The sequence below is a fragment of the Actinopolymorpha cephalotaxi genome, assembly GCF_013408535.1.
Lineage (GTDB): Bacteria > Actinomycetota > Actinomycetes > Propionibacteriales > Actinopolymorphaceae > Actinopolymorpha > Actinopolymorpha cephalotaxi.
On the sequence record NZ_JACBZA010000001.1, the window covers coordinates 3253863 to 3278315 of the forward strand.

Here is a 24453-nt window from a genome sequence, read left to right on the forward strand (position 1 = left end):
ACCTTCTCGCGGTGGATCGGGCTGAGTCACGGAGGTATCGGTTCGTCGCCGGACGGCAATAGGTGGCCATGTTGTGTGACCATGCGGCCGATGGGTCTGCGCGGGGCGGAGACCCATCGGGCGGGGCCAGCACATCACTTCTATGTAAGGGGGTGTCTGGGTTGACTGATCGTCTATCTACTGACAAGGGTCTGGGCTGGGGCGAACAACTTATCTCGCCGAATGGCCAATTCGCTCTCCAGTTCCAGACCGACGGAAACCTCGTCCTCTACCAGGACCCCGTCGCTTCCACGCGCCGCGCGTACTGGTCCACAAACACCTGGTGGCTTCCAGCAGACCAGAAGCCCACCCGGGCGGTCATCCAGACCGATGGGCACTTCGTCTGCTACGACGCCGGCAATCGTGCCCGCTGGGCATCCGGAACCTGGGGACCAGCCTTCCACTCTCCGTACATCGTTCTCGGCGACGACGGCAACCTCGTCATCTACGCCAACGGGACCGAGCCTGTATGGGCATCGGGCGGGCCAGGTGGGGTCGGGAGTATCCCACCCCGTGGGTACGTCACCGAGCCCGGCGGACTCAATGGTGCGGTCGACCAATGTGGACGGCTCCCGGCGGTAGTAGCAGGCTCCGCTGATCTGGCTCCGCCGTCCAGCACCACCGTCGATGTCAGCGGTGTTGCCTACACCATCACCGAGCAACGGCGGCGGCTGACCAGCGAACTGGTGGAGCAGGCATTCCTGCAGGACATCGCGGCTATGGGCGTGTGGCCGGGTCAGGTGATCCAGGGCCGGTCACTACTCAATGGCGATGTCGCACCGATCGGGCCGCTACAGCGGGTCGCCGGCACGCTCGACGTGGTGACCGATCTGATTACCAACACGTCGCACGGCCAGAGCGCACAGGTTGCCGCGCCGTCGTCGGCCACCGTCAACGAGGCACGGCGGAAGATCCTCGTCGACCTCAACCCTGTCGACTCACCTGGACTACTCAAGGCGGGCGTCGATAAGGCGTCGACCCTTCGTGAGGTCGGCGTAAAGCTCGGGGTGACGGTCAAGGGCTCCGCCTTCGGCGTCGACGCCAACGCGTCGCTCAACTCCACCTATCGTCAGAGCACCGCTGTCGCCGTTATTCGCCAGGTCTTCTACTCGGTGACCTTCACCCCGGGAGGTGCTGGCGCTAACGGCTTCTGGCCTTCAAGCGTTTCGTGGGACCAGGTCGCGCCGTTCGCAGGTCCGGGCAATCCACCGGTCTATATCGACAGCGTTCAGTACGGACGATTGATATGTGTCACTGCACAGGGAAGCTTCTCCAGTACGGAGATGACCGCCGCACTCAGGGCCCATTACAACGCTGGCATCAGCGGGTCGGGTTCTCTCGACGTGCGGACGAAGGAAGTACTGGAGAGCTCACAGGTGAAGGTGTACACCATCGGCGTCCCAGGACGAGCGAACTTCCAGACCCTCGCCGATCCGATCAACGAGCTGCAGACTGTCTACCGCAGCGGACTGGTGTTCAACGCCAGTAACCTGGGAGCTCCGATCTCGTTCACCTGCAGACACATCGCCGACAACACCATCGCGCGAGTCGCCCTCGCCGCCGAGTACCTCCAGCCCTTGAGCGCCGTCGGCGGCGACATCTCAAACCGACAGTTCCCCGTCTTCGACGGCCCCGGCGGTGGACTGGTAGACACCGGGATCACTGTCAACCCCAAGGACGTCGTCACCGTCCGCACCACCGGCCTGATCTGGTCCGGCGTCATCTTCTCCCAACCCCACGGCCCCGAAGGATGGCCAGGGCACAAAGCCGATCCGGCCGCACCGGCTCCGAGGGAAACCGCGTACATGTTCATCATCCGCTTCGGCAATGGACAATGGATCCCCGCCGGCCCCTTCTGGGAGGCAGAGGTGCCCGCCGCGCAACGCGGCCGACTCCAGCTCAACATCAACGACAACAACCCCTACAACGGCGACCGCAACAAGAGATGGACCTCCACCGTAAGCGTGCGGCGAGCTAACGCAGCTGCAGCAGGAGTCTTCATCTAGCGGAAGGGCGTAGTGGGCTCGGACCACACTCAATGCCGAGCCCACCCCCCCGCGCACCCTTCCCCGCTCGGTCGACGGCGTGGAGAAGGTTATCGAGCTCGGCAGCGATTACCAGCCTCGGCGGATAAGCTAGTAACTGTGGTAAGTGACTCCCGGCCGGGCGACGAGTTCGTTCGCGCACGCGATCTCGCTTGGGCGGAGGCGCTGGCGGGATGTCGCAGGTGGCGGCGACGCTGAGCACGCGGTTATACGGGATGCATCGCGCGCCTGATGTGGCGGCCGGCGGCGGCGCGCCCGACGGCGTACCGCCCGCGGAGGCTTGATCGACGGTGCGGCCGGGGTGTATCCCGCGCGGGGCACCCGGTTACCACCGCGGCGACCTGCTGATGACGGTGCTGGCCGTACCCGGCCACCCCATGGTCCTGGCCCGCGGCCCCGAGGCGGAGACCTACCGGCAGATGACGCCCATCGCACACGCAAGGTTGCACAAACTCGAGCCAAGCATCACCCGTTGCGCGCAGACTTCTGCCGCGGCATGCGCTGGTGCGCGACAGACAGATCGTGGCGCTCGCCACCCAACACGACCGCCTTCCGTAGCGGTACAAGTCACCACGTCACAGACATCCAAGGAACCTACTTGTGTGGCGCTACCCGTTCGATAGACCTGATGTGGGCTTGAGCTGGCTTAGCTTTGGGTCTCCCCGGAAACTGCGATGCAAGCATCAAGGTTCAACTCCCTTGCGAAGCGCGCGAAGTTGCGCGCGACTATGCCGTATCTATCCCATTCCTGGCTGTAGCCCCACGGGTCACCAGCTTCCAGTGCGGAACCAGCCTTTTCGGTAGCGGATGCCATCTCCCCTAGCTGGTTGAGCATCGAGATGTAAATCGAATCGGCTCCGGACGGGGGACGGATCTCGTTCAAAGATTTCCAAAGTCTCTTGAGTTCGTCTGAAGTATCGAAACTGGATTGGATATGCTCGTCGTTGCTGGCCGGATTTGGCATCGAGTCGAGCTTCTTAGCCGACTTCGAGCATTCTGTGTTGACGGCTTGGGTGAAGCTCGACCGCGATGAGCCAGACTCCCGCTTGGGGGATGTCGGCGGCGCCGGGTCCCGTGACGGAGGTGTCGGCGGCGCCGGCTCAGGTGGTGGAGGCGTCGGCGTATCGGTGTGTGTCGGCTCCGGACCGAAAACTTCTCTCTTCTCTGAGTGGCTAGAAAACATCACCGCAAGAGGCACGAACATGAGCGCCGCGCCAGTGATACCCAAGGCCACGCGCAAAGGCGGCGAGGTGAGTGCAGGAATCCTGACTCCGAAGCCGCTGACGGAACCAGCAAGGGCAGCGACGATGCACAGTGCACCGAGTATGAGCAGGCCGTCTAATGCACTCATAGTCCATCTCCTTGGGACGGCGGCATTTCTTGTTGGCTCGAAAGGGTGTTTGTGTTTACGGTCATATGACGGTGTCCGACGGGAAGGAATGAAGGAATCATCGCCAACACCTGGACGCAGGTAATCGCCCGTCGACACCGAGACCTCGGCCGCAGATGAGATGCAGTCATTCACGACCTACCTTTGGCACTCGTTGTTCGGCTAGGTGCAGTGACATTGGTGGTGTCTCAGCGTCCGATTGCAAGGCCGCGGGGTTGGAGGGGCTGAACAGGCGGATCCGCATCATGTGCTTAGTGTGAGGCAGCTGTACGTCACAGTCATAGGAAATTCCTCAAGGAGGTTCCGTCGCGTCCCGAGACTGGCTGCGACGACGCGTAGACACCAACGCTCACTAGTACGAACGTTTGCCGGACGCGAGAAGCGTGCGAGCGATCCGGTCGAAGTTGTCGTACGAGGCTTGGTGCGTCGTTGACCTAGAAGCTCGCTGGTACGCAGCAGCTGCTCCCCGACTGGGATGTGCCCACCGACCGGTCCATGCTCCCGTTCAGCTGAAGGAGAACACGGCACCCATGGTGATTCTTGGTATCGACGCGCACAAGCGCAGCCACACCCGTCGTCGCGATCGACGAACACGGCCGCCACCTGGCCTCCAGAACCATCGGCACCACCACCGCAGACCACCTTCGGATGCTGCACTGGGTTGACCAGTTCGGCCCAGACCGGCGATGGGCGGTCGAAGACTGCCGCCACCTGTCCCGGCGCCTGGAGCGGGACCTGCTCGCCGCGGGCGAAACCATCACCCGAGTGCCGGCGAAGCTGATGGCTCATGTCCGAGACTCTGCCCCCACCTACGGCAAGTCCGACCCAATAGACGCACTCGCCGTCGCTCGAGCGGTGTTGCGTGAACCAGACCTGCCCACGGCACGTCTTGACGGTCCCGATCGAGACGTAACTCGACCATCGTCCTGCCCTTCCCGGTCGAGTTGCTGCGCTTCCTCGACACCGCGGCGGGTGGGCTGGTCCAGCAACTCTCCGCCGCGACTGGGGCAGGTGCCCGCGACGGAGCTCGGGCAGTCGAGTGCGGCTTCTCTCCGACCATCGAGAAACGCTTGTCGGTGAACGCACAAGGATCGTGAACCGGCTGCGCTGGCACCTGCACGAGCTCGACCCGGCTGGGACCCGCGAGCACGTTCCCTTGACCGGACCAGCGCCTACGACGCCATCGAGGACCGGCTACGTCACTCCGACGACCTGGTGGCCGACCTTGCCCAGCGCCTGGTCGACCACGCCCGCGCCTCACCGCCGAGATCGACGAACTCACCGCCCAGATCACCACCAGGGTCGAGGCGATCGCGCCGTCTCTGCTGGCCATTCCCGGCTGCGGGGCACTGACCGCGGCCAAGATCGTGGGCGAGACCGCCGGTGTCAGGCGCTTCCGGTCCAAAGACGCCTACGCCCGCCACAACGGCACCGCGCCGCTACCGGTCTGGTCCTCCAACCGGGCCCGGCACCGGCTCTCGCGCACCGGCAACCGCCAACTCAACGCGGCACTCCACCGCATCGCCCTCACCCAAGCACGCTGGCATCCCGAAGCGAAAGCCATGATCGCCAGACGAGTCGCCTCCGGCGACAGTGGCCGGGAAGCCATGCGGATCCTCAAACGCCGCCTCTCCGACGTCGTCTACGGAGCGCTACAAGCAGACGAACAGACCAGCACTACCCAAGCCGCTGCTTGACAGAGGAGCTAGAGACAGTCCCGAATTCGGTCCGGGCACGTCATGACCCTATAGCCCTCCAGGCCCGGGTCCTGCTCGTGATCTGCGTCTGCGCTCCCGTGCTCGCCTTCATCGTGATGTTCGCGGTCTTCCCGTCGATGTACGGCGACCCATGAGGCACCCGTTCGACGCAGCCGCACCGACACGACCCCAACCTTGCGGTGATGACGCTGGCCGCGATCTGGCCAGACAGCCCCGCCAAGAGACGCCAGATGATCACGAGTGCCGATCTGCAAACCCGCGGGCCGCCGATCAGCTGGTGGTGGCGAGCGACGAACGTCTAGGTCCCGGACTGTCTCCGAGCCCCGTGGTTACATCGCCGGAGGGTGGCGAGGTGCGGGACGGGGTGCGAAAAGGCGTACACCAGTGCGCCTTCTGGTGCTCGTGAGGGTGAGCTTGGTGGTAAAGCTGCTGGTGAGGGCGTTGTAAACGCTGCGGGTGATTCTTCTAATCCGATGGTCGGAGGTTCGAATCCTCCCGGGCGCACCCGCTCTGACCTGCGAATATGCAACAGTCGGTGGTCCTTGCGTGGACCACGGGGTGCGAAATGCCCGCTTCCCGCGCCGCCGAGGATGACTTCGCGTCACGACACCGGCCCGGTCGAATACCTAGATCGGTGCTCGCAGAGCGGTCGACTCTAGGTCGGTGCAGGTAGCCAGCCACGCTGACGGCAGGCTCACACGACGATCGCTCACTGTCGTGCGCGGCGCGCTCCCCCATCTGCTCCAGCGGCAGCCGGACGACCGTCGGCGGCGGGGTGAGCCGTGCGGCAAACCAATGTCGTGGATTGCCATGATGGACAGGTTGTCCGGGGCCCCCGCGTCGCAGGCAGCCGAGATCACGCCGGTGGCGATCACAGCGTTGCCATCGATACGGCGGTCACCCGTCGACGGGCACGGAGCGGGCGTCCCATCGCCTGGTGACCACTGTCCGCGATCACCCTTACCAGACATCAGCATCCGAGACGATCTTGGTTCGAACCGCCTCGGGCCTGCGGCTTCCGCACGCTTGCCGCGTACACGCTGTAGGACTGCGCACCGTCCGCCGGCGTCCCGAACACTCAACTGAACGCCACGTCGGTCAGACAGCATCGTTGTCGATGCTCGGGCGATACACGGGTGTCGACGCCTCCTGAACACTGACCCCCTGAGGTTCTAGAACCCGCCAACCCGCACGGGGTCAGTTTCGCGAAGCGTTGACACACGGGGGGCACCGCTCCCAACAACCGTCTTGCTGCCGGCGGTGCGGAGGCGCTTGCGGTTGCCGCAGCCGATGCCCCGGCGCCTGCCATCGTCGCTCGGTGATCCGTTCTCAGTGGACGGGGTCCATCGTTGAAGGAGTTTTACCGAACTCGTAACGGATAAGCGCCCCGCCATGTCCAACCATTTCACGGGATGAGCCTGTGCCCACCGCTCGGCGACAGGCCTCGATCTGTACGACCTCTACGCTCTCCGCTCTCCGCGCTCCCGGCGACCCGGGCAGGACCGTGATCATCCTGAACGCCAATCCCACCGCGCCGCCCACGCACCCCGACGTCACCGCCGTCGACGGCACCCATTGGGTCGGGCGCGCACCGGGTCAGCCGCACCTCTGGCCGCCTGAGTCGACGCCTGCTCCTGGAAAATGGTGACCGTGTTGTCCTTCACCAACTGGTAGCGGGACTCGGCTCCGTCGGCACCGTACCTGGTCAGGAGAGAAGATCGCGATTCTGTTCCGTCGCCGAGTTCTGAAGCACGTAGCGAATGCGGACCCCACAACGTCGCCGAACCCGCAGCCGACGAAGGGTGAGGATCTACCCATACAGGCGCGCTGTGACTCGTACCAGGAACGCATCCGATGATGGCCCGGCAGACTCGCAACGTGCCCGACGACTCGACACAGAGCCAGATGCGCATCAGTATCGTGCTCTTAGCGTTGACAGTAACGTCCGCCGCCGTTGACGCGGTCACCTTTCTTGCGCTCGGGCACGCGTTTGCCACTCTGGTCACCGGGAACGTACTGCTGCTTGGTTTCGCCGTCGTACGGGGCGGGCCGGTCCTCGGCCCTGCCCTTGCCGTGACCGCCTTCGTGGTTGGGGTAGCCGCAGCCCACGCTGTCATCGTCAGAGTGAGCACTCGCGGGCGACGATGGTTCATCGCCGCACTGGCGGCCGAGACCGCCGTGATCTGCAGTGCCGGAATCTACGCCGCCGCCGTCAGCGGCTCTCAGGGCCTCCCGGCACATGCCAAGCCCGTCGTCATCGTGCTGCTTGCGTGCGCCATGGGATGGCGAAACCGCGCCATGGTCGACGTAGACATCCCCGAAATGCCTACCACCGTCGCGCAGACGACTCTGGTCAAGACGATCTCGGATCTTCTGCCATTCCACTCGGGGACAGCTCGCGCATCTGCATTGACTCGAGCGCGCCGGGCCGCAACTATCCTCGGCATGTTCACCGGCGCAGCGGCCGGCACGTTACTTCTCCGACTGGGCCCTGGGCCCACGTTACTCGTCGTCGCCGGAATCGAAGCCGCCGTGACGGCCATCTACGCCCGCACCCCTCGGCTACGGCCGCCCGCGGTCGCCGAGCCCCCATAGGGCACGAGGGAATGAGGGAACTGCTGCCACCGCCCGACCGAACCCTGGCACCGACCCCTGAACCGACAAAGGGACTGCTGCACGAGCAGTCCCGCCATCACCGAGCTCCGGTCGAGTGCACGCGTGACCGCCTTGTCCGGTTCGGTGTGCCAGCTCGTCGTGTTGTTCTCAATGTTCCACAGGCGTCCTGCAGGCTCCCGCATCTTCGCGCACCAACTCGACCCCAACCTGCACCCGCCGCCGACCGGCTCCCTCGTCGGCGGCCCGAACGCCGCCCTGCAGGACCCCGGTCGCCCAGCAACAACTCACCGGCCGCGCACCCCAGCTCTGCTACGTCGACGACATCAGTAGGGCCGTTGGGTCGACGCGGCTGTGCTGTCGACGACACGGATTCAGCCGACCTGGTAAACCTCGATGCGGCGGTCGTGGATGGCGACCACCTGCCGCCACGTGGACGGTATTTTGACCGGCTTGCCGTAGATGTGTTGGGCGTCGTTCATGCAGCTTTGGCAGGTTTCGCTCCTCGCGCTGTAGATCACGACGTACTGACCGCGCCTGGCGTCGGCGATCTTGTGCATGACGGCAATTCGGCCGTTCCATGACGGCCGGCCGAACAATGGATTGAGGTAGACGTTGAGGACGCGGATCGTGCTCGGGTCGGCTCGGAGCACCCGCACGGTGGAGGACTTGCGGGTCAGCCAGGTTCGGAACTGCTCGAGTTCGGTGGCTCCGTTGGCGGCGTACCTGCCGAACGGGTCGGTCTCGCCGGTGGCCCGGGCGTTCTGGGCGATGCCGACGGGGACGGCGACGACCGCGAGGAGGGCCAGGCCCGCCACAATGCCGGCCAGCCGGGTGCGGTGGCGCAGGTAGGGGGCGACCTTGGCGCGGTTGTGGATGAGTAGCCAGGCGCAGGCCACGCCACCGAGAACGAGCGCGGGGATGATGGCGGTCCAGTATCTCCCCACGTTGATCCGCAGTTTCGGGTGCCACGGGTCCAGAATGCCGCCAAGCAGGACCAGCGGGACGTAGAACAGTAGCGTCCAGGCGAGCAAGAACGCGATCTTCCGGGAGTACAGCGCGCCGAGCAGTGTTCCGACGACGCACAGGATGAGGGCCAAGCCCTCGGGGGTGGAAGCGAGGGCCACCGGCAGACGTCCGAGATACCACAAGGGCGGGTGCCCGAGGTTGGCAAGCTGCCAGGCGGCGGTGGCTTTCGGCCCGGCGTGGCCGTGCACCTCCGACGCATGCAGCCGGGCGAGCGGGTCACCCACGTGTGCGAAGTTGAAAACCGCCTCGCCGATGGCGACGCCCGCGAGCGGGAGCGCGATCCACAGCATCCGACGCACCGGCACCCGCCCGAGGAGCACCAGCGGCACCAGCCCAAAGGTCGGGACAATGAACTCCCTGGTGAGGTAGCTCCAGCCGAGCAGCAGTCCGATCCCCAGCAGTGCCCCAGTCTCCCGGGTCGGCGAGCACGTGACCAGCCGCCGACGCTGCCGCACGGCCACGACGATGACCAGCGCCCAGCACAGGATTGCTGTTGCCAGCAGGTCGGGCAGTGGTGTCGTCAGGTCCTGAAACACAAGCGAGTTGCCTACCGTGAGGGCTCCCGCTGCAAGACCTACCCAGCGGTTGAAGAGCAGCACACTGAGCCCGTACACACCAACAGCCAGCCCGATGCCGGCCACCATAGGCACAGCCAGGTACGCGGCCTCGGAGTAGCCGAAGAGCTCCTGCGCCATCCGCATAGGAACGATCAGACCGTAACGCAGGAGCTGGTGCATTGGCGCGTACCGAGCCTGGTCCGGGAAAGCCCTGGCGGCGTTCATGTAGTTGACCTGGTCGTACCGCACCACAGGTAGCCGGTACAACACCTCCGCTATGCCGACGCCCACCGCCAGCAGCAGCCCGACGACGACCGTGAGTGTCCCCGGCCGGACGGCGCTGAATCGCCCGCCCACCCGCCCGACGTCGCTCTGTTCTGCCCGCCCAGCGCCTGTCGTACTCGTTGGAGTCGGAACGGAGTGAGGGACAGACTTGGGCGCAGGAGACGTCATATCACCAAACCTAAGAAACGGTCAAAACCCCAAACTCCCTTAGGGGCAAGAAGAACGGCCTCTAACTCGGCGAGAACGTCTGGAGACGATTGCTGCCTCCGCCGATACCCGCACCGCCAGCACGCGAATCATCGAACAAGTGCACGTTGCGCGCCTCGTGGCTGGCATCGACAGCCCCCCGCGGCCGACCTACGACAATCCAGAACGATCCGCTTGAATGGCCAAGAAACGGCGCCGGGACGAATCACAAGGAGTCGGTCTCGGTTCCCGGCCGGCGGGACCGGCTGAAGCGTCGACGACGCCGCTCGAGGCGGGAGGCGTTCTCTTCAACGGAACGACCTGCATCGCAGAGGGGCTCGCCCGGGTTCGCAACGTCGCCGGGGTGCGGCACGGGGTGCGAAACGACGTACACCCGTGCTCGCCAGGATGCTCCTGAGGGTGATCGTGGTGGCAAAGCTGCAGGTGAGAGCGCTGTAGACGCTGCGTGTGATTCTTCTAATCCGGGTTGTCGGAGGTTCGAATTCCCGGGCGCACCATCTGACCTGCGGAAACGCTATCTCCGGGGCCGAAGAGACGTGCGAAGGAGGCTCCGGATTAGGCGCCAATGGCACGTCGCTCCAGGCCGATCGATCCTCTGAGTTCACGCCAGCCGCTGTAACCAGCTGTCAACGCTTCGCGAAGTCTGACCCCGTGTGGGTTCGGGAAAGTTGACCCCCTGGTGGTTGGTTCAGCGGCGGTTGGTGCGGTTCTCTTTGGCGAGGAGATCGCGGCGTTGGCGGGTGCGGTAGGAGTCGCCGGTGAGGGTGAGGACTTCGGCGTGGTGGACGAGCCGGTCGATCATGGCTGCGGCCACTACGTCGTCGGAGAACGTCTCACCCCACCGTCCGAACGGCAGGTTCGAGGTGACCAGGACCGAGCCTTGTTCGTAGCGTGAGGCGATGAGCTGGAAGAACAGGTTCGCCGCGTCCTGGTCGAAGGGGATGTAGCCAACTTCGTCGATGATGATCAGCTTGTAGCGGCGGATCTTCTTCAGCTCGGCCTCGAGCCGCCCGGCGTGGTGGGCAGCGGCGAGCCGGGTGATCCAGTTGCTGGCGGTGTCGAACAAGACGGAGTAGCCGGCATGGGCGGCCTTGACACCGAGCCCGATCGCCAGGTGGGTCTTGCCGAGTCCGGGTGGCCCGAGCAGGATCACGTTCTCGGCCTTGGCGACGAAGGTGCCGGTGGCCAGGTGGGCGAGCAGGTCCCTGCGCAGCGAGGGCAGGTGGTCGAGGTTGAAGTCCTCCAGGGTCTTCACGGCCGGGAAGTGGGCGGTGCGGATCCGCATGATGGAGCCCTTGGACTCCCGGTCGGCGACCTGACGCTGCAGTAGGGCGGCCAGGTACTCCTCGTGTGACCAGTTCTCGTCGCGGGCCTGGTCGGCGAGTTCTTCCCAGAACGCGCCGATCGTCGGGGTCTTCAGGACCCGGGTCAGGTAGGCGATCATCGACGGCAACCCGTCCGCCGGTGCGGCAGACAGGCGCAGAGTCGCAGTGGTGGTCACGTGGTGCTCACTTTCGTTGCTGGGTTGGTGAAATCGACGCCGAACAGGGCGTCGTAGTCCGGCAGCCCCCGCAGCATGACGGTGTGACCGTCGGTGTGGTGGCGGGTCGCCGCGCATCTGCGCTGCGGTCGCGGCGTGGGCGGGATCGGTGACCACAGCCTGCTTGGCCCACGACCGGGTGTGGCATGCCACCACCTGCCCCTCACAGGCCACCGTCACCTGCTGCGGGGACGCGGTGACGTCGACGAACCTGCCGATCACGCGGGGGTCGACGGAGTAGTCGCAGGTGTCCACGCGCACGTAGTAGTCCCGGCCCAGCCGCACCCGCAGGTTCAGCCCGGTCGGCGGGTCGAGAGGCGGTAACGCCAGCATCGACCGGTAGTCGGTTTCGAGTAGGTCGACCGGGCGGCCGGCGATCGAGCGGACCGTGCGGGCGTTGGCCTGGACCAACCACTCGCCCAGCTGGGTGTTGAAGTCGGCCGGTGAGGTGAACCTGCGCCCGGGCAGGAACGAGGTCTCCAGATACTGGTTGTTCCGCTCGACCATCCCCTTGAACTCCGGGTCCCGCGGCGGGGCCAGCCTGATCTGGGTGGCCAACGTGCCCGCGAACGCCGCCGCCGGCACGGTGACCCGCCCGGTCCCGCCGATCGCGGACTCCCGATCCCACAACAACGCCCGGGTCACCCGGCCGAGCCCGGCGATCAGCGCCCACATCCCGGCCAGAATGTCCCCGGCCTGACGGGACGGGATCATCGTCGCGGTCAGGAACCGGGAGAACGCCAACGTCATCACCAGCACCGGCAACACCCGCTCCTGCCCGGCCGCGACCGGGATCCTCGGCTCGGGAAACCACAGATCGCACTGGGTCAGCTGCCCCGGCTCGTAGGTGACCCGCTCCACCGGGTCGATCCCCACATACTCCGGCCGGATCACCGCCAGCCGCTTCTTCAACGGCGACAACGAATACGGCCACCCGATCCGGGACGCGACCACCGGCGCCGGCATCCGCGGCCACTCCGCCAACAAAGCCCGGATCTGCGGCTCGTACGCATCAGCCACCGACCCCCGCGGGGCCCGCTCATACTTCGGCGGCCGGTCCGAAGCCAACGCCGACCGCACCGTGTTCCGAGCCACCCCCAACCGCCGAGCGATCTCCTTGATCGGCACACCCTCGCCCCGATGCAACCGGCGAATCTCCGCCCAGTCCTCCACGTTCAACACCCTCCAAGACTCAGGAGGGGGTCAACTTTCGGAGAACCCCACGGGGTCAGTCTTCAGAAGTCGGCGACAGCGGTCTCGAACACCTCGTACTCGCGCTTGCCAGTGCGGACAGCAGCAATCATCGCCGCGACCGTATCCAAGGCCGGCCTGGGAGGGTCGCGTCTCACGAGTGAGCGGTGTGAATGGCTCGGGCGCAGGTTCCTCGCGGATCGCCGGCGTGAGTCGCTCTACGGCCTGTGGCCCGATCCGCCACTGCGGACCAAGCGCCTGGACGACGACCGGGACCTCTGTTGACTCCACCTTCCGGCGACAGGCTCGGGGTGCGGGATCGGGCGCGAAAGGCCATCTGCCAATGCTCGCCGAGAGGCTCCTGAGGGTGATCTTGGTGGTAAAGCTGCTGGTGAGGGCGTCCTAGACGCTGCGTGTGATTCTTCTAGTCCGGGTTGTCGGAGGGTTCGAGTCCTCCCGGGCGCACCCGCTCTGACCTGCCCGTGTGTAGGACCAACGCGCCAGCGCGCAGGCGAGCTGGGCGAAAGGTCCCCCCTTGCCGGGGCAGCGCCCCGGCAAGGGGCCTTAACTCGAGAACCTTCAGTCGGGCGGCAAGGTCAGGCAAGAGTCGGGTAGCAGCACGGTCTGGCCGACCGAAAGATGGAACGTACGGCAACGCATGTCGTCCCTGACCAGCGATCCGTCCAGGCGCACCTCGCCGGTGTCGCTGCTGACTCGGACGTCCAGTCGTCGGCCCTGGAAACGCAGGTTGTCCACGCCCCCATTGCTCTGTGGAAGCATCACGAATCCGGGTCGTCCGGCGTCCATCCGGTAGCCGTTGTTCATCCAGACGGCGTCGATGACGTCGGCCACGCCGAACAGGCTCGGTCGCTGACCGGCCGGGAAGACGCCGCTGTCCTCCCACTGGTAGCGCTCGGCGAACATGTCGGTACGCGTCGCGTCGCGTAAGATCGCGTTCGACAGGACCGTCGCCCGTTCCGGCTCATGGTGGTCGAGCAGTCCGTAGATCGTGTGACTGGTGATCCCGTATCGAACGTCGTTGGTGCCCAGCCCGAAGCCGGCAAGCGGCTTTGCCCGGTCATAGAGGCCTTCGAACTCCGCGACCAGGCCACTCGCGTGGGTGTCGTCGACCGTACGGACGTGCAGGGCGTCCGTAACGGACATGACGTTCCCGGGATAGCTGGTGCCCGCGACCGGGTCGACGACCTGGGGTGGCTGTGCGGTCGGCGAAGACCAGAACCACGACATCATCTTCGCGTTCAGGGCGTCGTAGCGGGTCTTCCAGAAGGAGACGTCGTCGTCGAGCCCCAGCCGTGTGGCGATCTCGACCGCGAAGTCGGTGTCGATCAATGCGTGGGCCACGAACGGGAGGTCCTTGTCGTTCGGGTTCTTGTTGCCGCTGTACTTCGGGTGGTCCTGCTTGTAGACCAGCAGCCGCTTCAGGGCCGGGTAGATCGCACGGAGCCGCTGGTCGTCACCGGTCAGGCAGGAGAGCACCCATGCCGTCTGCGCCTCGCGGGCCGGTAGGAACTCACCAGGCAGCAAACCGTCAGCTTCGACGAGGCTGAGGATTCCTTCCAGCGAACCCCAGGCCGCGTCCGGATCGACGTAGGCGAGGAACTGCGTCCCGATGTTGGAGTCCCACGAAGCAGCCGCCCGGGCACCGGGTGCGCCATGCAGGTACAGCGCCGCTTTCCCCGTGGCCAGGATCGGATGTGGCTGGGTGATCTCGGGCTGTGGTGGAAGCACCGAGCTGGCCAGGAAGGCCCACGCTCGGTAGTACATCGCACGCACCTGCGCCGCGCCAACACCGTCCGCATCGACAGACCGGATCGTGAAGTCGACCGGCCGCGGTGCTGCGGCGAGCAGGCGGTCGAACGCCCGCTCGTTCGATGCGACGAGTTCGGTGGGATCCGCCGCTCGAGCGGTGGTTGCCCGCGCTCGGCTGGTACCTGCTGCTTCTGCGCTCACCGCGAAACCGCACCCGATCCGGACGTTCTGCGAGGGACCGCTCCGCGACGTAAGTCCTACGGACCAGTAGCCGTTCACCGTTGACGGCTTCCCAGTCAGGGTGGGCCCGCCGCACGACCAGGTGTCACGGTCCGCGTAGAACACCGGCGTCGAAGTCTGGGCCGGCAGCGCCACCGTGTAGCTGAAGTCGGGCTGTGTGAAGGTCAGTGTGCGCGACCTGGTGTCGTACGACGGCGTGCCGAAGTACTGGCCCGAGATCTGAAGTGTCTCGGACGCAGGCAGCCCCGAGACCACGAAGCTGCGCGACAACCCGTCCACGCCTGAGAAGGTGTCAGTGCCGACGACCTGACCGCCGCCCGGATAGCCGGCTTTGAACGGCAACTGGTGTGGGTACCACGTGGTGTCGAGCTGTGCCGCTCCCAGCAGCCATGGCACGGTGCGTTCCTGCAGTATCACCGAGTCGAAGCTCGCCGTGGTCTGGTAGCCGTTGACGAACAGCCGGATCGACAGCGACTGCACGCCCCTCAGTCCGGTAATCTTCGGCAGGTCGAAGGTGAAGACCCCCAACTGCGTGGTGTTGTTCTGAACGATGATGTCGGTGCCGCCGTTGTTGACTTTGATCGCCCAGTACTTCCCGACGCTGTCGACCTTGACCTTGAGGATCGGGAACCGGTCGAGGTCGACGGCGAACGTGCGGTTCACGAATCCGTACCAGGTACCGGTCGTGTTCGGGACGGTCAGGTTCAGGCTTCCGTCTTCGACAGCGGCTCGCACGGCTGAGCTTGGCGCCCATCCCGGGTCGAGCCCCGCGCTGAAGTCGTCCTCGAACGCACTCAGAACCGTCGACCGCGACTGGATGCGTAGCTCGTCCACCGACATCGAAGCGTCCGACCCGGTGAGCAGGATGTCGATCCGCAAGCTGACCTTGCCCGACCAGCCGGTCAGCTTCGGCACGTCGTAGAAGTGCACTCCTGGATCCGATCCGGCCGGACGCAGCACCACGACTGTTCCGGACGCGTCGGTGGCCCGCAGTGCCCACTGCCCGACGAGCTTCGGCACGCTGATGCGTAACAGCGGGTACGTGTCGAGGTCGACCGACACCAGCCGGCTCGCGTAAGCATCCGCCTCCGTCGCGGTGATCGCAAGTTGTCCACGTGAGCTGGACAGCGTCACGCCAGTGCCCGACCACTCCCCCGTCGTCTCACATCCGTCGACGAACCCAACCTCTGCTTCGGAGTACTCCGGCGCAGCACCGCCCGGCCGCACGTTGAGCATCAGCAGGTCGTCCAGGCGCGTCGCCGTGTCGTGCGCGTAGTACGCCGCGTTCAACGGCACGTCCTGACGGTTGCTCTGTTCCACCGGTGACGCAGAGGACAGCACGTCGTACGGGTTGACGACGATCCGGCTCTGCGACCGACTGATCCACCTCGGCTGACTCGGGCCGGCGTCGGCCAGCGCCCCCGCGCGAACCGGCTGGCCCGACTCCGACACTCCGTCGCCTGCCGACGTCGCCGCATTCGCAGGCGCGGCATCCCAGCCCAGGGCCATCAGCGCCGTCGCGGCGATCGACCCTCCGGCCAAGCCGAGGACCCCTCGGCGACTCATACCGCCCTGACGCAACGGTTGTCCGTTCACGTTGGCTCTCCCCTGTGATGCACTTCCTGTCACGGCCGACGATCCTTCCGAGGACGGGTAAGGGTGAAGCTGTCGACCGGCGTGGTGGTCCCGTAGGGCCCGGTCACCGCGTTGTAGGTGACCTTGATGGTGGTGTGACCGCCGGGACGGCCGGGGTCCACGTCGAACGCGGCGAACCCGTACGCGTGGTCAGGGTCGCGTACGGCGGACCACGGCGCGTCCTCCACGACGTAGATCGGGGGCTTCTTCCCCGTGCTCGAGTCCGCCGGACCGACCCCGGTGATCACCCGGCACCTGGCCGGTGAGAAGAACAGCCGGTTGGACGGTACGGACGTACCACCGCCGCCGATCACCATGTGCACAGTGCCCGCGCCGGCGTCGACCACGTCGGTACGGGTGTCGACCGGAACCGGTGTGCGGGTGTCATTGGGCTGCTGGCCGCGGACCGGGTGCGACCGCTCGTAGTGGTGTTCGTGCCCACACACCACCAGGTCGACGCCGTACCGGTCGAACAGCGGCACCCAGCGCTCCCTGATCCCCAGATCCGCCCCGTTGAACTTGTCGACGGTGGACACCACAACCTGGTGCATGCAGACCACGATCCAGTCGATGTCCGGGTTGGCACGAGACCGGGCGAGCTCACGCTCCAGCCATCGTTCCTGCGCGCCACCGGAATAGCCGCGGATGTAGGAGTTACCGCCGTCCTGGTAGGCCACGTCGTCGTTGTTCAGACTGATCACCCGCACCGACCCGGCAGTGAAGGCGTACCACAGGCCACGCAGCTCCGGATCCGCGCCAGACTCGGGAACGCTGAAGTACGTCTGGTAGGCGCCGTACCCAACCGGGCCGTTGCCCAACTCGTTCTCGTGGTTCCCGGCCGCCGGCATCCACGGCCGGTAACGGGCCGACCGGGTGTTGTTGTTGAACCAGTCCGACCAGGTACGGATCCGGTCGGTGGCCAGGTTCGCGTAACACAGGTCACCATTGACCAGGTTGAACAAAGGTGCGGCGCGCTCCACAGCCGTCGTGACGTCACCACCGAACGGCGAACCGAGATTGTCGTTCACATACGTACTTCCGGACAGCTTCCCCAACGTGGGGGTCCCCTGGTCCCCGAAGCTGGTGAACCGGAACGGCGCGCGTCCACGGGGTGCCGTCCGCAGAGTGCCGAACTCGGCGGAGGCGCCGTCGTGGACAGCCGGCCAAATAGGCGGGCCGAAACCGGCATGCTGGTCCAGAAGATTTAGCGCCTGACGCCGACTGCTCGTTCGCCCGGGTCACCACCCCCGGTACCGCCCTTGTAAGTGACTGCGGTCTGGAACGCTGCGGTTCGGCCTGGCTCCTGGTTGACCCTGCGGCATCGGTGGCGTGGTCGGCCAGATGTAGCCGGTGTGCTCTCCTGCACAGAGGGGTCAAGGTCGTGCCGACCGTGACGTGGAGTGGCAGGTCGCACTGCGGACCATGGCCGAGAGCGTTCTCTAAACGTTCCATTGCCGGCCCCACCACGGCAATCCAAGATCTCTAGATTCCTCTGCTGCTGCCAACCTCATGGCCGGCAAAGGGGACCGGCATGGATGGACATCTGCGGGGCCTAGCCACGCCTGCTCGCGAAGTTTTCAGTCAATGACTCTGCCAGGTTGCGGGCCCCCGACATCTCCCCGCCGATCTGCTCTCCATTCCGAAGGGATGATTCATGCACGTCAGGCGCCAGCGCCGGCGCGTGACCGGAGGTCCTTCAGGGCTTCTCGGTGTACGAGCCAGCCGCCGGACCCGCATCATCGCGGCCGGCGCCGCCACCCTCGCGATCGCCGGCGGAGGCATCGCCCAAGCATCGACCGACTTCTTTGGAACCGATCAGGTAGGTCAGACCACCGACAAGGGCCTGGTGGTCTCCAGCGACCAGTACCTCAACCCGATCGGCAGCCGGCTCGTCATCAACAACGGCAAGATCATGTCGTCTTCGGTCAGCCCGGACGGTACCCACCTCGCGGCTTCGGTCACCGACGGCGGGATGGCCCTGGCCATCGTGGACCTGAAGGACTACAAGGTTCAGCAGCTCGTCGGCAACAACGCGAAGGCAGACCTGCGCATCAGCGGAAACGACGTGGGCCAGGAGGGCCCGACGTACTCCCCCGACGGCAAGCAGCTGTGGCTGGGCCAGATCAACGGTTACCGCAGGTTCACCGTGAACGCCGACGGCTCGCTCGCTGACCCGACGTTCGTCTCGATCCCGGCGGACGGGCCCAAGCGCGCGCTGGTGGGCGAGGCGGCCTTCTCCGCCGACGGCAAGACCGTCTACTCCGCCGTCAACGGCCAGAACCGAGTTGTGGCCATCGACGCCGCCTCCGGCACCATCCAGCACAGCTGGGCGGTGGGCATCGCCCCGCGCGACCTCGCCATGGTCGGGAACAAGCTCTACGTCAGCAACGAGGGCGGCCGGCCGGCCGAGGCCGGCGAGACCACGCTCAACTCCTACAACACCCAGGTGCCGACCGACCCGAAGACCGCTGCGACCACGACCGGGACGGTCAGCGTCATCGACCTGGCGAACCCGGCCGCCGACGCCACGAGCATCGACGTCGGTCTGCACCCCACCGCCCTGTACGCCAAGAACGGTGCGTTGTTCGTCACGAACACCAACAGCGACACCGTCTCGGTCATCGACACCTCCAGCGGCAAGGTCGTTCAGACGATCGCGACCCAGCCCTGGCCCGAGGCCAAGGTGGGTTACGAGCCGGACGCCGTGACCCTCACCGACGACGGCCACCTGCTGGTGACCCTGGGTCGCGCCAACGCGGTCGCGGTCTACCGCTACACCAAGCCACTGGAGCCGGTCAGCTACGTCGGTCTGCTCCCGACCGACTACTTCCCGTCGGAGATCACCACCGCCGGCGACGACGTACTGGTCTCCAATACCCGCGGGATCGACGCCCGCCGCCCCAACAACCCCGCCGGGCATGCCACCCACGACACGACGTCCAGCCTGCAGCGGTTCACCCTGCCGAACGACAACGCGATTCACGGCTACACGGCCAAGGTCTTCAAGCAGAACGGCTGGATCGCCAACTCGCTCGCGCTGAGCGCCGGCAAGGGCGGCGTCGCACCGGTGCCGGTTCCGGTACGCCTGGGCGACCCGTCGACCATCAAGCACGTCTTCCTGATCGTCAAGGAGAACCACTCCTACGACCAGTTCTTCGGCGACATCTCACAGGGCAACGGCGACTCGTCGCTGACCCAGTACGGCGAGAACGTGACGCCGAACCAGCACGCCCTCGCCAAGCAGTTCGGGCTGTACGACAACGCCTACGACGTCGCCACCAACTCCGCCGAGGGCCACAACTGGATCATGCAGGCCGACAACCCGGAGTACAGCGAATCCTCGGCCGGTGAGTACCAGCGCAGCTACACCACCTCCGACGACGCGCTCGGCCACCAGCGGACCGGCTTCCTCTGGACCGCTGCACAGGCGGCAGGCAAGACCGTGCGAGACTTCAACGAGTTCCAGCAGTACCTGACCAAGCCGGCCGGCTCGACGTGGCAGGACTTTTACTGCGACGCGAGGAACATGGAGAAGACCGGGCAGGACACCACCCTTCCCACCTACTCTTCCGCGGCGATCCCGTCGCTCAACGACGTCACAGCCCACGACTTCCCAGGATGGGACCTTTCCATCCCGGACATCTACCGGTACGAGATGTGGAAGAAGGACTTCCAGAAGAACGGGCCTGCCGAGCTCAACATCATGGCGCTCATCAACGACCACACCGGCGGTCCCCTCAACCCCGCCGCTCAAGTCGCCGACAACGACCTCGCGCTCGGGCGGATCGTCGACACCATCTCGCACAGCAAGTACTGGAAGGACACGGCGATCTTCGTCGTCGAGGACGACACCCAGGACGGCCTCGACCACATCGACGGCCACCGCGCCCCGGTCCAGGTCATCAGCCCTTGGGCCCAGCACGGCACCGTTGACAACCACTACTACACCCAGATCACGATGATCCGCACGATCGAGCAGATCCTCGGGATCCACCCGATGAACCAGAAGGACAGCGCGGCCACACCGATGGCGTCGGCGTTCAACGACAAGCCCGACAACACGCCGTTCAACACCGTGCCCAACCACACCTCGCTGACCCTGGGCCTGAAAACCCCGCCATCCTGCGGTGAGGACGTCGTCGCGTCGCAGTACGCCAAGTCCCAACCGTCCACCACGGTTCCGGCAGGCAAGAAGGACGTCGCGTCCAAGTGGGCGACCTGGAAGGCCAAACAGCACTTCACCGGAACCCTCGCCAAGGCCGACTCCGCCAACCCCGAGCAGATGAACCACTTCACGTGGTACCAGACGCACGGGTGGATCAAGCCCTACCCCGGTGAGACAAAGATCTACGCACCGGACCAGGTGCCGGGCGCCTACATCCCCCCGACGGACACCGACAACTAATCCCCACTCAACCCACACGACGGCCCGCCGGGAATCCCGGCGGGCCGTCTACCTAAGCCCGAATCCACCGATCGGGGGTCTATCTCGCTAACGGTGTTTCCGGCGTTGTTGGTTAGTAGGTCTCGGCGGCCGGGAACCGGTCAGCTGGACTCGGTCAACACCGTCTTGGAGCGGGTCCCGTTACGGATGTTGCCCGACTCGCCGGTGGGCTGCCCGTGCTTTTCATGACCCAGATGCTCGGTCATCTCCTCGTTCAGGGCTGTCTCCAGGACCGTCTTGGTCAGCTGCTTCAACAGCCCGTCCGGCCCGGTCAACGACAGGCCCTGTTCCCGAGCCCGACGCACCAACTCCCTCGCGGCCTCCGCCTCAGCGGTCTCCTCCGGCTTCTTCTTCGCAGTCACGCCCTGCAGTGTCACCGTCATCACGGCGCCTTCCCCGCCAAGCCCCACGGCTCAGCGTGTCGGAGCCGGAAACACCGTTAGATCCACAGTCCCCATGTGGGCAACGGTTCGGGGCCGGCAGCGAGTGCAACGACGGTGGGTACGCCGAGGTGGCTGGCAGCGCATCCTGCGAGAACAACGCTGGGCAAGGGCGGTTGGACCTCCTCGGCCGCGACATGTCCGCGGCCTACTCCCTCCGGCGGATCATCGGAAGCCTCGACGCGGTGAGCACACCCGCCCCGAGAATCGCCAGCACGGGGTACGCCGACAACGACCAGCCTCGAGCAGGTACCGCTCAGACGATCTTCGCGATCACTCGTCTCGGCGGCCACAGGTACCGGTCTCCTCGGCACCGTACCGCTTCGGCTGGTCCCGTCGTGGATGTGCCGAGCCCGCCGGCTATGCCCGGCGGCATGGGAGGCCGGTGGGAGACGCGGCGTGCCCGACACTGTCGGATAGAACGCCGGAAGATGGCGGAGGTTACGGTTCGTGGTTGGCCCGGAGCGGACAACCGACATCCTGGCCGGCGTCGGGGAGGACGCGGAGCCGCGCCATCTGCTAAGTCAACCGAGTTCGCCTGGTCTGCAGCCGACGGCCACCTCACGTTCACGTCAAGCCGACAGCGTCGACAGCGTTGCCCAGCCAGGAGGTGATCGGACTCGTGTCCCGAAGTACTCTGCTCCGCTGTCTCGCCTTGGTGGCCGTCGCGCTCGGTGGTGTGCTCGCTCTTCCCGCCGACGACGCCGAGAGCGCGCCGCGCCCGGCCGTGCGCCACGTGTTCGTCATCAACCTGGAGAACAAGGGCTACGAGGAGACGTTCGGGCCGTCGTCGCCGGCGCCGTACCTGAGCGGTGACCTCCGCGCGAAGGGGCAACTCCTGTCGCAGTACTACGGCACGGCGCACAACAGCCTGCCGAACTACGTCGCACAGATCAGCGGCCAGGGCCCGAGCAAGCAGACACAGGGCGACTGCCAGATCTACTCCGGCTTCGCCGCCGCCGGGACGGCCGAACCGCAGCAGGCCGTGGGTGATGGCTGCGTGTATCCGCGGTCGGTAAGGACGGTGGCCGACCAACTCGAGGCGAAGCGGCTAACTTGGCGTGGCTACATGGAGGACATGAGTACGCCCTGCCGCCATCCGCAGCCGAACGAACCGGACGACACGCAGAAGGCCCGCCCCGGCGACCAGTACGCCGCCCGACACAACCCCTTCGTGTACTTTCACTCGGTCATCGATTCGCCGTCCTGCGCGAAGAACGACGTGGACCTGAAAGAGCTGACAACTGACCTGCGGTCGGTCGCGACCACGCCAAACCTTTCGTACATCACTCCCAACCTTTGCAACGACGCTCACGACAGTCCCTGTGCCGACGGACGTCCCGGCGGCCTGGCGGCCGCTGACGAGTGGTTGAAGGTGTGGGTACCGAGGATCTTGGCCTCGCCCGCGTACTCCCAGGACGGGATGCTGGTTGTGACATTCGACGAAGCCGACACCGGCTCCCCAAACGGCGCGGCCGCGTGCTGTGGTGAAGGGCCCGGACCGAACACACCGCTACCCGGCATCTACGGCATGGGCGGTGGCCGGACCGGCGCGCTTGTCCTGTCGCCGTTCGTGACGCCCGGCTCGTGGAACAACACTGCGTACAACCACTACTCCCTGCTGCGGACCGTGGAGGATACGTTCGGGCTGTCACCGCTGGGGTACGCGCAGCAGGCCCGCGGCTTCGGCCTCGACGTGTTCGGGGCGGCCCGATGACGCCCGGGCGCGGCGTGAGCCGCAGGGACGTGCTGGCCGGAGCCACGGCTGTTGTTGCCGGGGCCGGGGCGCTGGGTGCGTCGAGGGCTCACACCGCCGCCGCTGCGACGAGCCTGCCCGATCCGTCGACGTCGGGCATCGACCACATCGTCGTGTTGATGATGGAGAACCGGTCCTTCGACCACTATCTTGGCTGGCTTCCGGGGGCGGACGGGAAACAGGCCGGGCTCACCTACCTGGACCGGCAGGGGACCAGGCACCGGACCCACCACCTGGGCGACTACCAGGGCTGCACGCACCCCGACCCGGACCACTCCTACGAGGGTGGCCGGGTGCAGCTCAACGGTGGACGCTGCGACGGCTGGCTCCGCTCTGGCGACAACGACGAGTTTGCGATCGGCTACTACACACAGGACGACCTGAGCTTCTACGGCAGCGCCGCGAGGTACTGGACGACCTTCGACCGGTACTTCTCGGCCACCATGGCCGAGACGTACCCGAACCGCTTCTACCAGCACAGCGCGCAGACCGACCGCATCCACAACTCCACCGACCTCGCAACCATGCCCACGATCTGGGACCGGCTCGCCGACGCCGGCGTGCCGCGGGCGTACTACTACGTCGACGTGCCGTTCCTGGCGCTGTACGGCAGCAAGTACCTTCCGATCGCCCGCCCGTGGCCGCGGTTCCTGGCCGACGCGGCAACCGGCGACCTCCCAGCCGTGTCCTTCCTCGACCCGAAGTTCCTGGACGAAGGTACCGGCACCTCTGCGGACGACCACCCGCACGCGGATATCCGCGCCGGGCAGTCCTTCCTCAACCAGGTCTACGAGGCGGTCACCGGCGGCCCGGCCTGGTCGCGTACCGCACTGGTCATCAACTACGACGAGTGGGGCGGATTCTTCGACCACGTCCCCCCCGGGGTGGTGCCGGACGCCCGCCCCGACCTGGGCACGGGCCTGCGGGGCTTCCGTACGCCCTGCCTGCTCGTCTCACCGCGCTCACCCCGAAGCCACGTGGTCCACGCCGACTACGACCACACGTCGGTCTTAAAGATGATCGAGTGGCGTTGGAGCCTCCCCCCGCTGACCGAGCGCGACGCCGCGGCCAACAACCTGGCCGAAGCTCTCGACTTCACCCGGCCGCCGGACCTCACCGCACCCCGATGGAAGGTGCCCACCATCACCGGGATGGCCTGCACGCCTGGACCGTACGCCGACTACGAGGACTGGAAGCGCCTCGCCGGCCTCGCTCGCACACTGGGCTGGCGCACCGGAGGTTGACCGTAGGAACGGGCACCGTGGTCACGAGCTGCTCGCCCGCGCTCATGAGGTCGTCAGCTTGGTACTCGTCTTCGCCCGGACATGGGTTCCGGCTGTACGGCACGAGCATCCCCGCCGTGAGCCCTCCTTCGAAGACGTAGTTCGGTACGTCTGTCGAGGCCACGTACCCGGCTCCTGCCCCAGTACTGCCAGACCTGACGACGCCTGACGCAAGGACGGCACAGGACGCCGCGAAGCCCCCTCCGCACGTCCACGACTGACTTACGTGGACAGTGCGGCGGAGGCCGGCGGGTTGGTGATGTGGCCGTGA

At 66.1% G+C, this 24453-nt stretch carries 11 protein-coding genes and 3 pseudogenes; 7 read left to right on the top strand and 7 right to left on the bottom strand.

Features of this window, described 5'->3' with window-relative positions; genetic code table 11:
• Positions 1–161 precede the first annotated feature (161 nt).
• Positions 162–2045, top strand: coding sequence for a thiol-activated cytolysin family protein (locus FHR37_RS14340; protein ID WP_175542511.1), 1884 nt, complete (start codon positions 162–164; stop codon positions 2043–2045).
• Positions 2046–2730: 685 nt separating this feature from the next.
• On the opposite strand, the gene FHR37_RS14345 is transcribed toward FHR37_RS14340, so the two are convergent.
• Positions 2731–3435, bottom strand: a complete 705-nt coding sequence (locus FHR37_RS14345; RefSeq protein WP_139238952.1) for a hypothetical protein — start codon at positions 3433–3435, stop codon at positions 2731–2733.
• Between the two features lie 569 nt (positions 3436–4004).
• On the opposite strand from FHR37_RS14345, the pseudogene FHR37_RS31600 reads away from it, so the two are divergent.
• The 3 genes and pseudogenes from FHR37_RS31600 to FHR37_RS14360 all read left to right on the top strand — a co-directional run.
• Positions 4005–4368, top strand: a pseudogene (locus tag FHR37_RS31600) (IS110 family transposase); the annotation flags it as partial.
• Between the two features lie 437 nt (positions 4369–4805).
• Positions 4806–5171, top strand: a complete 366-nt coding sequence (locus tag FHR37_RS14355; protein WP_269086082.1) for an IS110 family transposase — start codon at positions 4806–4808, stop codon at positions 5169–5171.
• Between the two features lie 1899 nt (positions 5172–7070).
• Positions 7071–7787, top strand: a complete 717-nt coding sequence (locus FHR37_RS14360) for a YoaK family protein (RefSeq protein WP_175542512.1) — start codon at positions 7071–7073, stop codon at positions 7785–7787.
• 392 nt (positions 7788–8179) lie between these two features.
• On the opposite strand, the gene FHR37_RS14365 is transcribed toward FHR37_RS14360, so the two are convergent.
• The 5 genes and pseudogenes from FHR37_RS14365 to FHR37_RS14385 form a co-directional block, all read right to left on the bottom strand.
• The gene (locus FHR37_RS14365; RefSeq protein ID WP_175542513.1) at positions 8180–9616 is read right to left on the bottom strand and encodes a glycosyltransferase family 39 protein; all 1437 of its coding nucleotides are present in this window, start codon (positions 9614–9616) and stop codon (positions 8180–8182) included.
• 955 nt (positions 9617–10571) lie between these two features.
• Positions 10572–11384, bottom strand: a complete 813-nt coding sequence (istB, locus tag FHR37_RS14370) for an IS21-like element helper ATPase IstB (RefSeq protein ID WP_202818085.1) — start codon at positions 11382–11384, stop codon at positions 10572–10574.
• Positions 11381–12605: pseudogene (gene istA, locus FHR37_RS14375) on the bottom strand (IS21 family transposase). The gene istB and the pseudogene istA overlap by 4 nt, the downstream one beginning before the upstream one ends.
• Positions 12606–13193: 588 nt before the next feature.
• Entirely contained in the window at positions 13194–16220 is a 3027-nt protein-coding gene (locus FHR37_RS14380) for a glucosidase family protein (RefSeq protein WP_179771005.1), read from the bottom strand.
• Positions 16221–16249: 29 nt separating this feature from the next.
• Positions 16250–17287, bottom strand: coding sequence for a metallophosphoesterase (locus FHR37_RS14385; RefSeq protein ID WP_237768780.1), 1038 nt, complete (start codon positions 17285–17287; stop codon positions 16250–16252).
• Between the two features lie 626 nt (positions 17288–17913).
• Between FHR37_RS14385 and FHR37_RS14390 the strand changes: the two genes are divergently transcribed.
• A complete protein-coding gene (locus tag FHR37_RS14390) occupies positions 17914–20664 on the top strand; it encodes a bifunctional YncE family protein/alkaline phosphatase family protein (RefSeq protein WP_092883494.1) in 2751 nt (916 codons plus the stop codon).
• 146 nt (positions 20665–20810) lie between these two features.
• Here FHR37_RS14390 and FHR37_RS14395 read toward each other — a convergent pair.
• A pseudogene (locus FHR37_RS14395) lies at positions 20811–21086 on the bottom strand (transposase); the annotation flags it as partial.
• A gap of 679 nt (positions 21087–21765) precedes the next feature.
• On the opposite strand from FHR37_RS14395, the gene FHR37_RS14400 reads away from it, so the two are divergent.
• Positions 21766–22860 (top strand): alkaline phosphatase family protein, encoded by a 1095-nt coding sequence (locus FHR37_RS14400; protein WP_092883532.1) that lies wholly within the window; start codon positions 21766–21768, stop codon positions 22858–22860.
• Positions 22857–24143, top strand: a complete 1287-nt coding sequence (locus FHR37_RS14405) for an alkaline phosphatase family protein (protein WP_092883495.1) — start codon at positions 22857–22859, stop codon at positions 24141–24143. The genes FHR37_RS14400 and FHR37_RS14405 overlap by 4 nt, the downstream gene beginning before the upstream one ends.
• The last annotated feature ends 310 nt before the right edge of the window (positions 24144–24453 follow it).

What these genes read in the sequence shown, in the direction of transcription:
- FHR37_RS14345 (WP_139238952.1), bottom strand. Translation starts at nt 3,435, where the DNA reads ATGAGTGCATTAGACGGCCTGCTCATACTCGGTGCACTGTGCATCGTC.
- FHR37_RS14365 (WP_175542513.1), bottom strand. Translation starts at nt 9,616, where the DNA reads ATGAACGCCGCCAGGGCTTTCCCGGACCAGGCTCGGTACGCGCCAATG.
- FHR37_RS14405 (WP_092883495.1), top strand. Translation starts at nt 22,857, where the DNA reads ATGACGCCCGGGCGCGGCGTGAGCCGCAGGGACGTGCTGGCCGGAGCC.
- FHR37_RS14390 (WP_092883494.1), top strand. Translation starts at nt 17,914, where the DNA reads ATGCACGTCAGGCGCCAGCGCCGGCGCGTGACCGGAGGTCCTTCAGGG.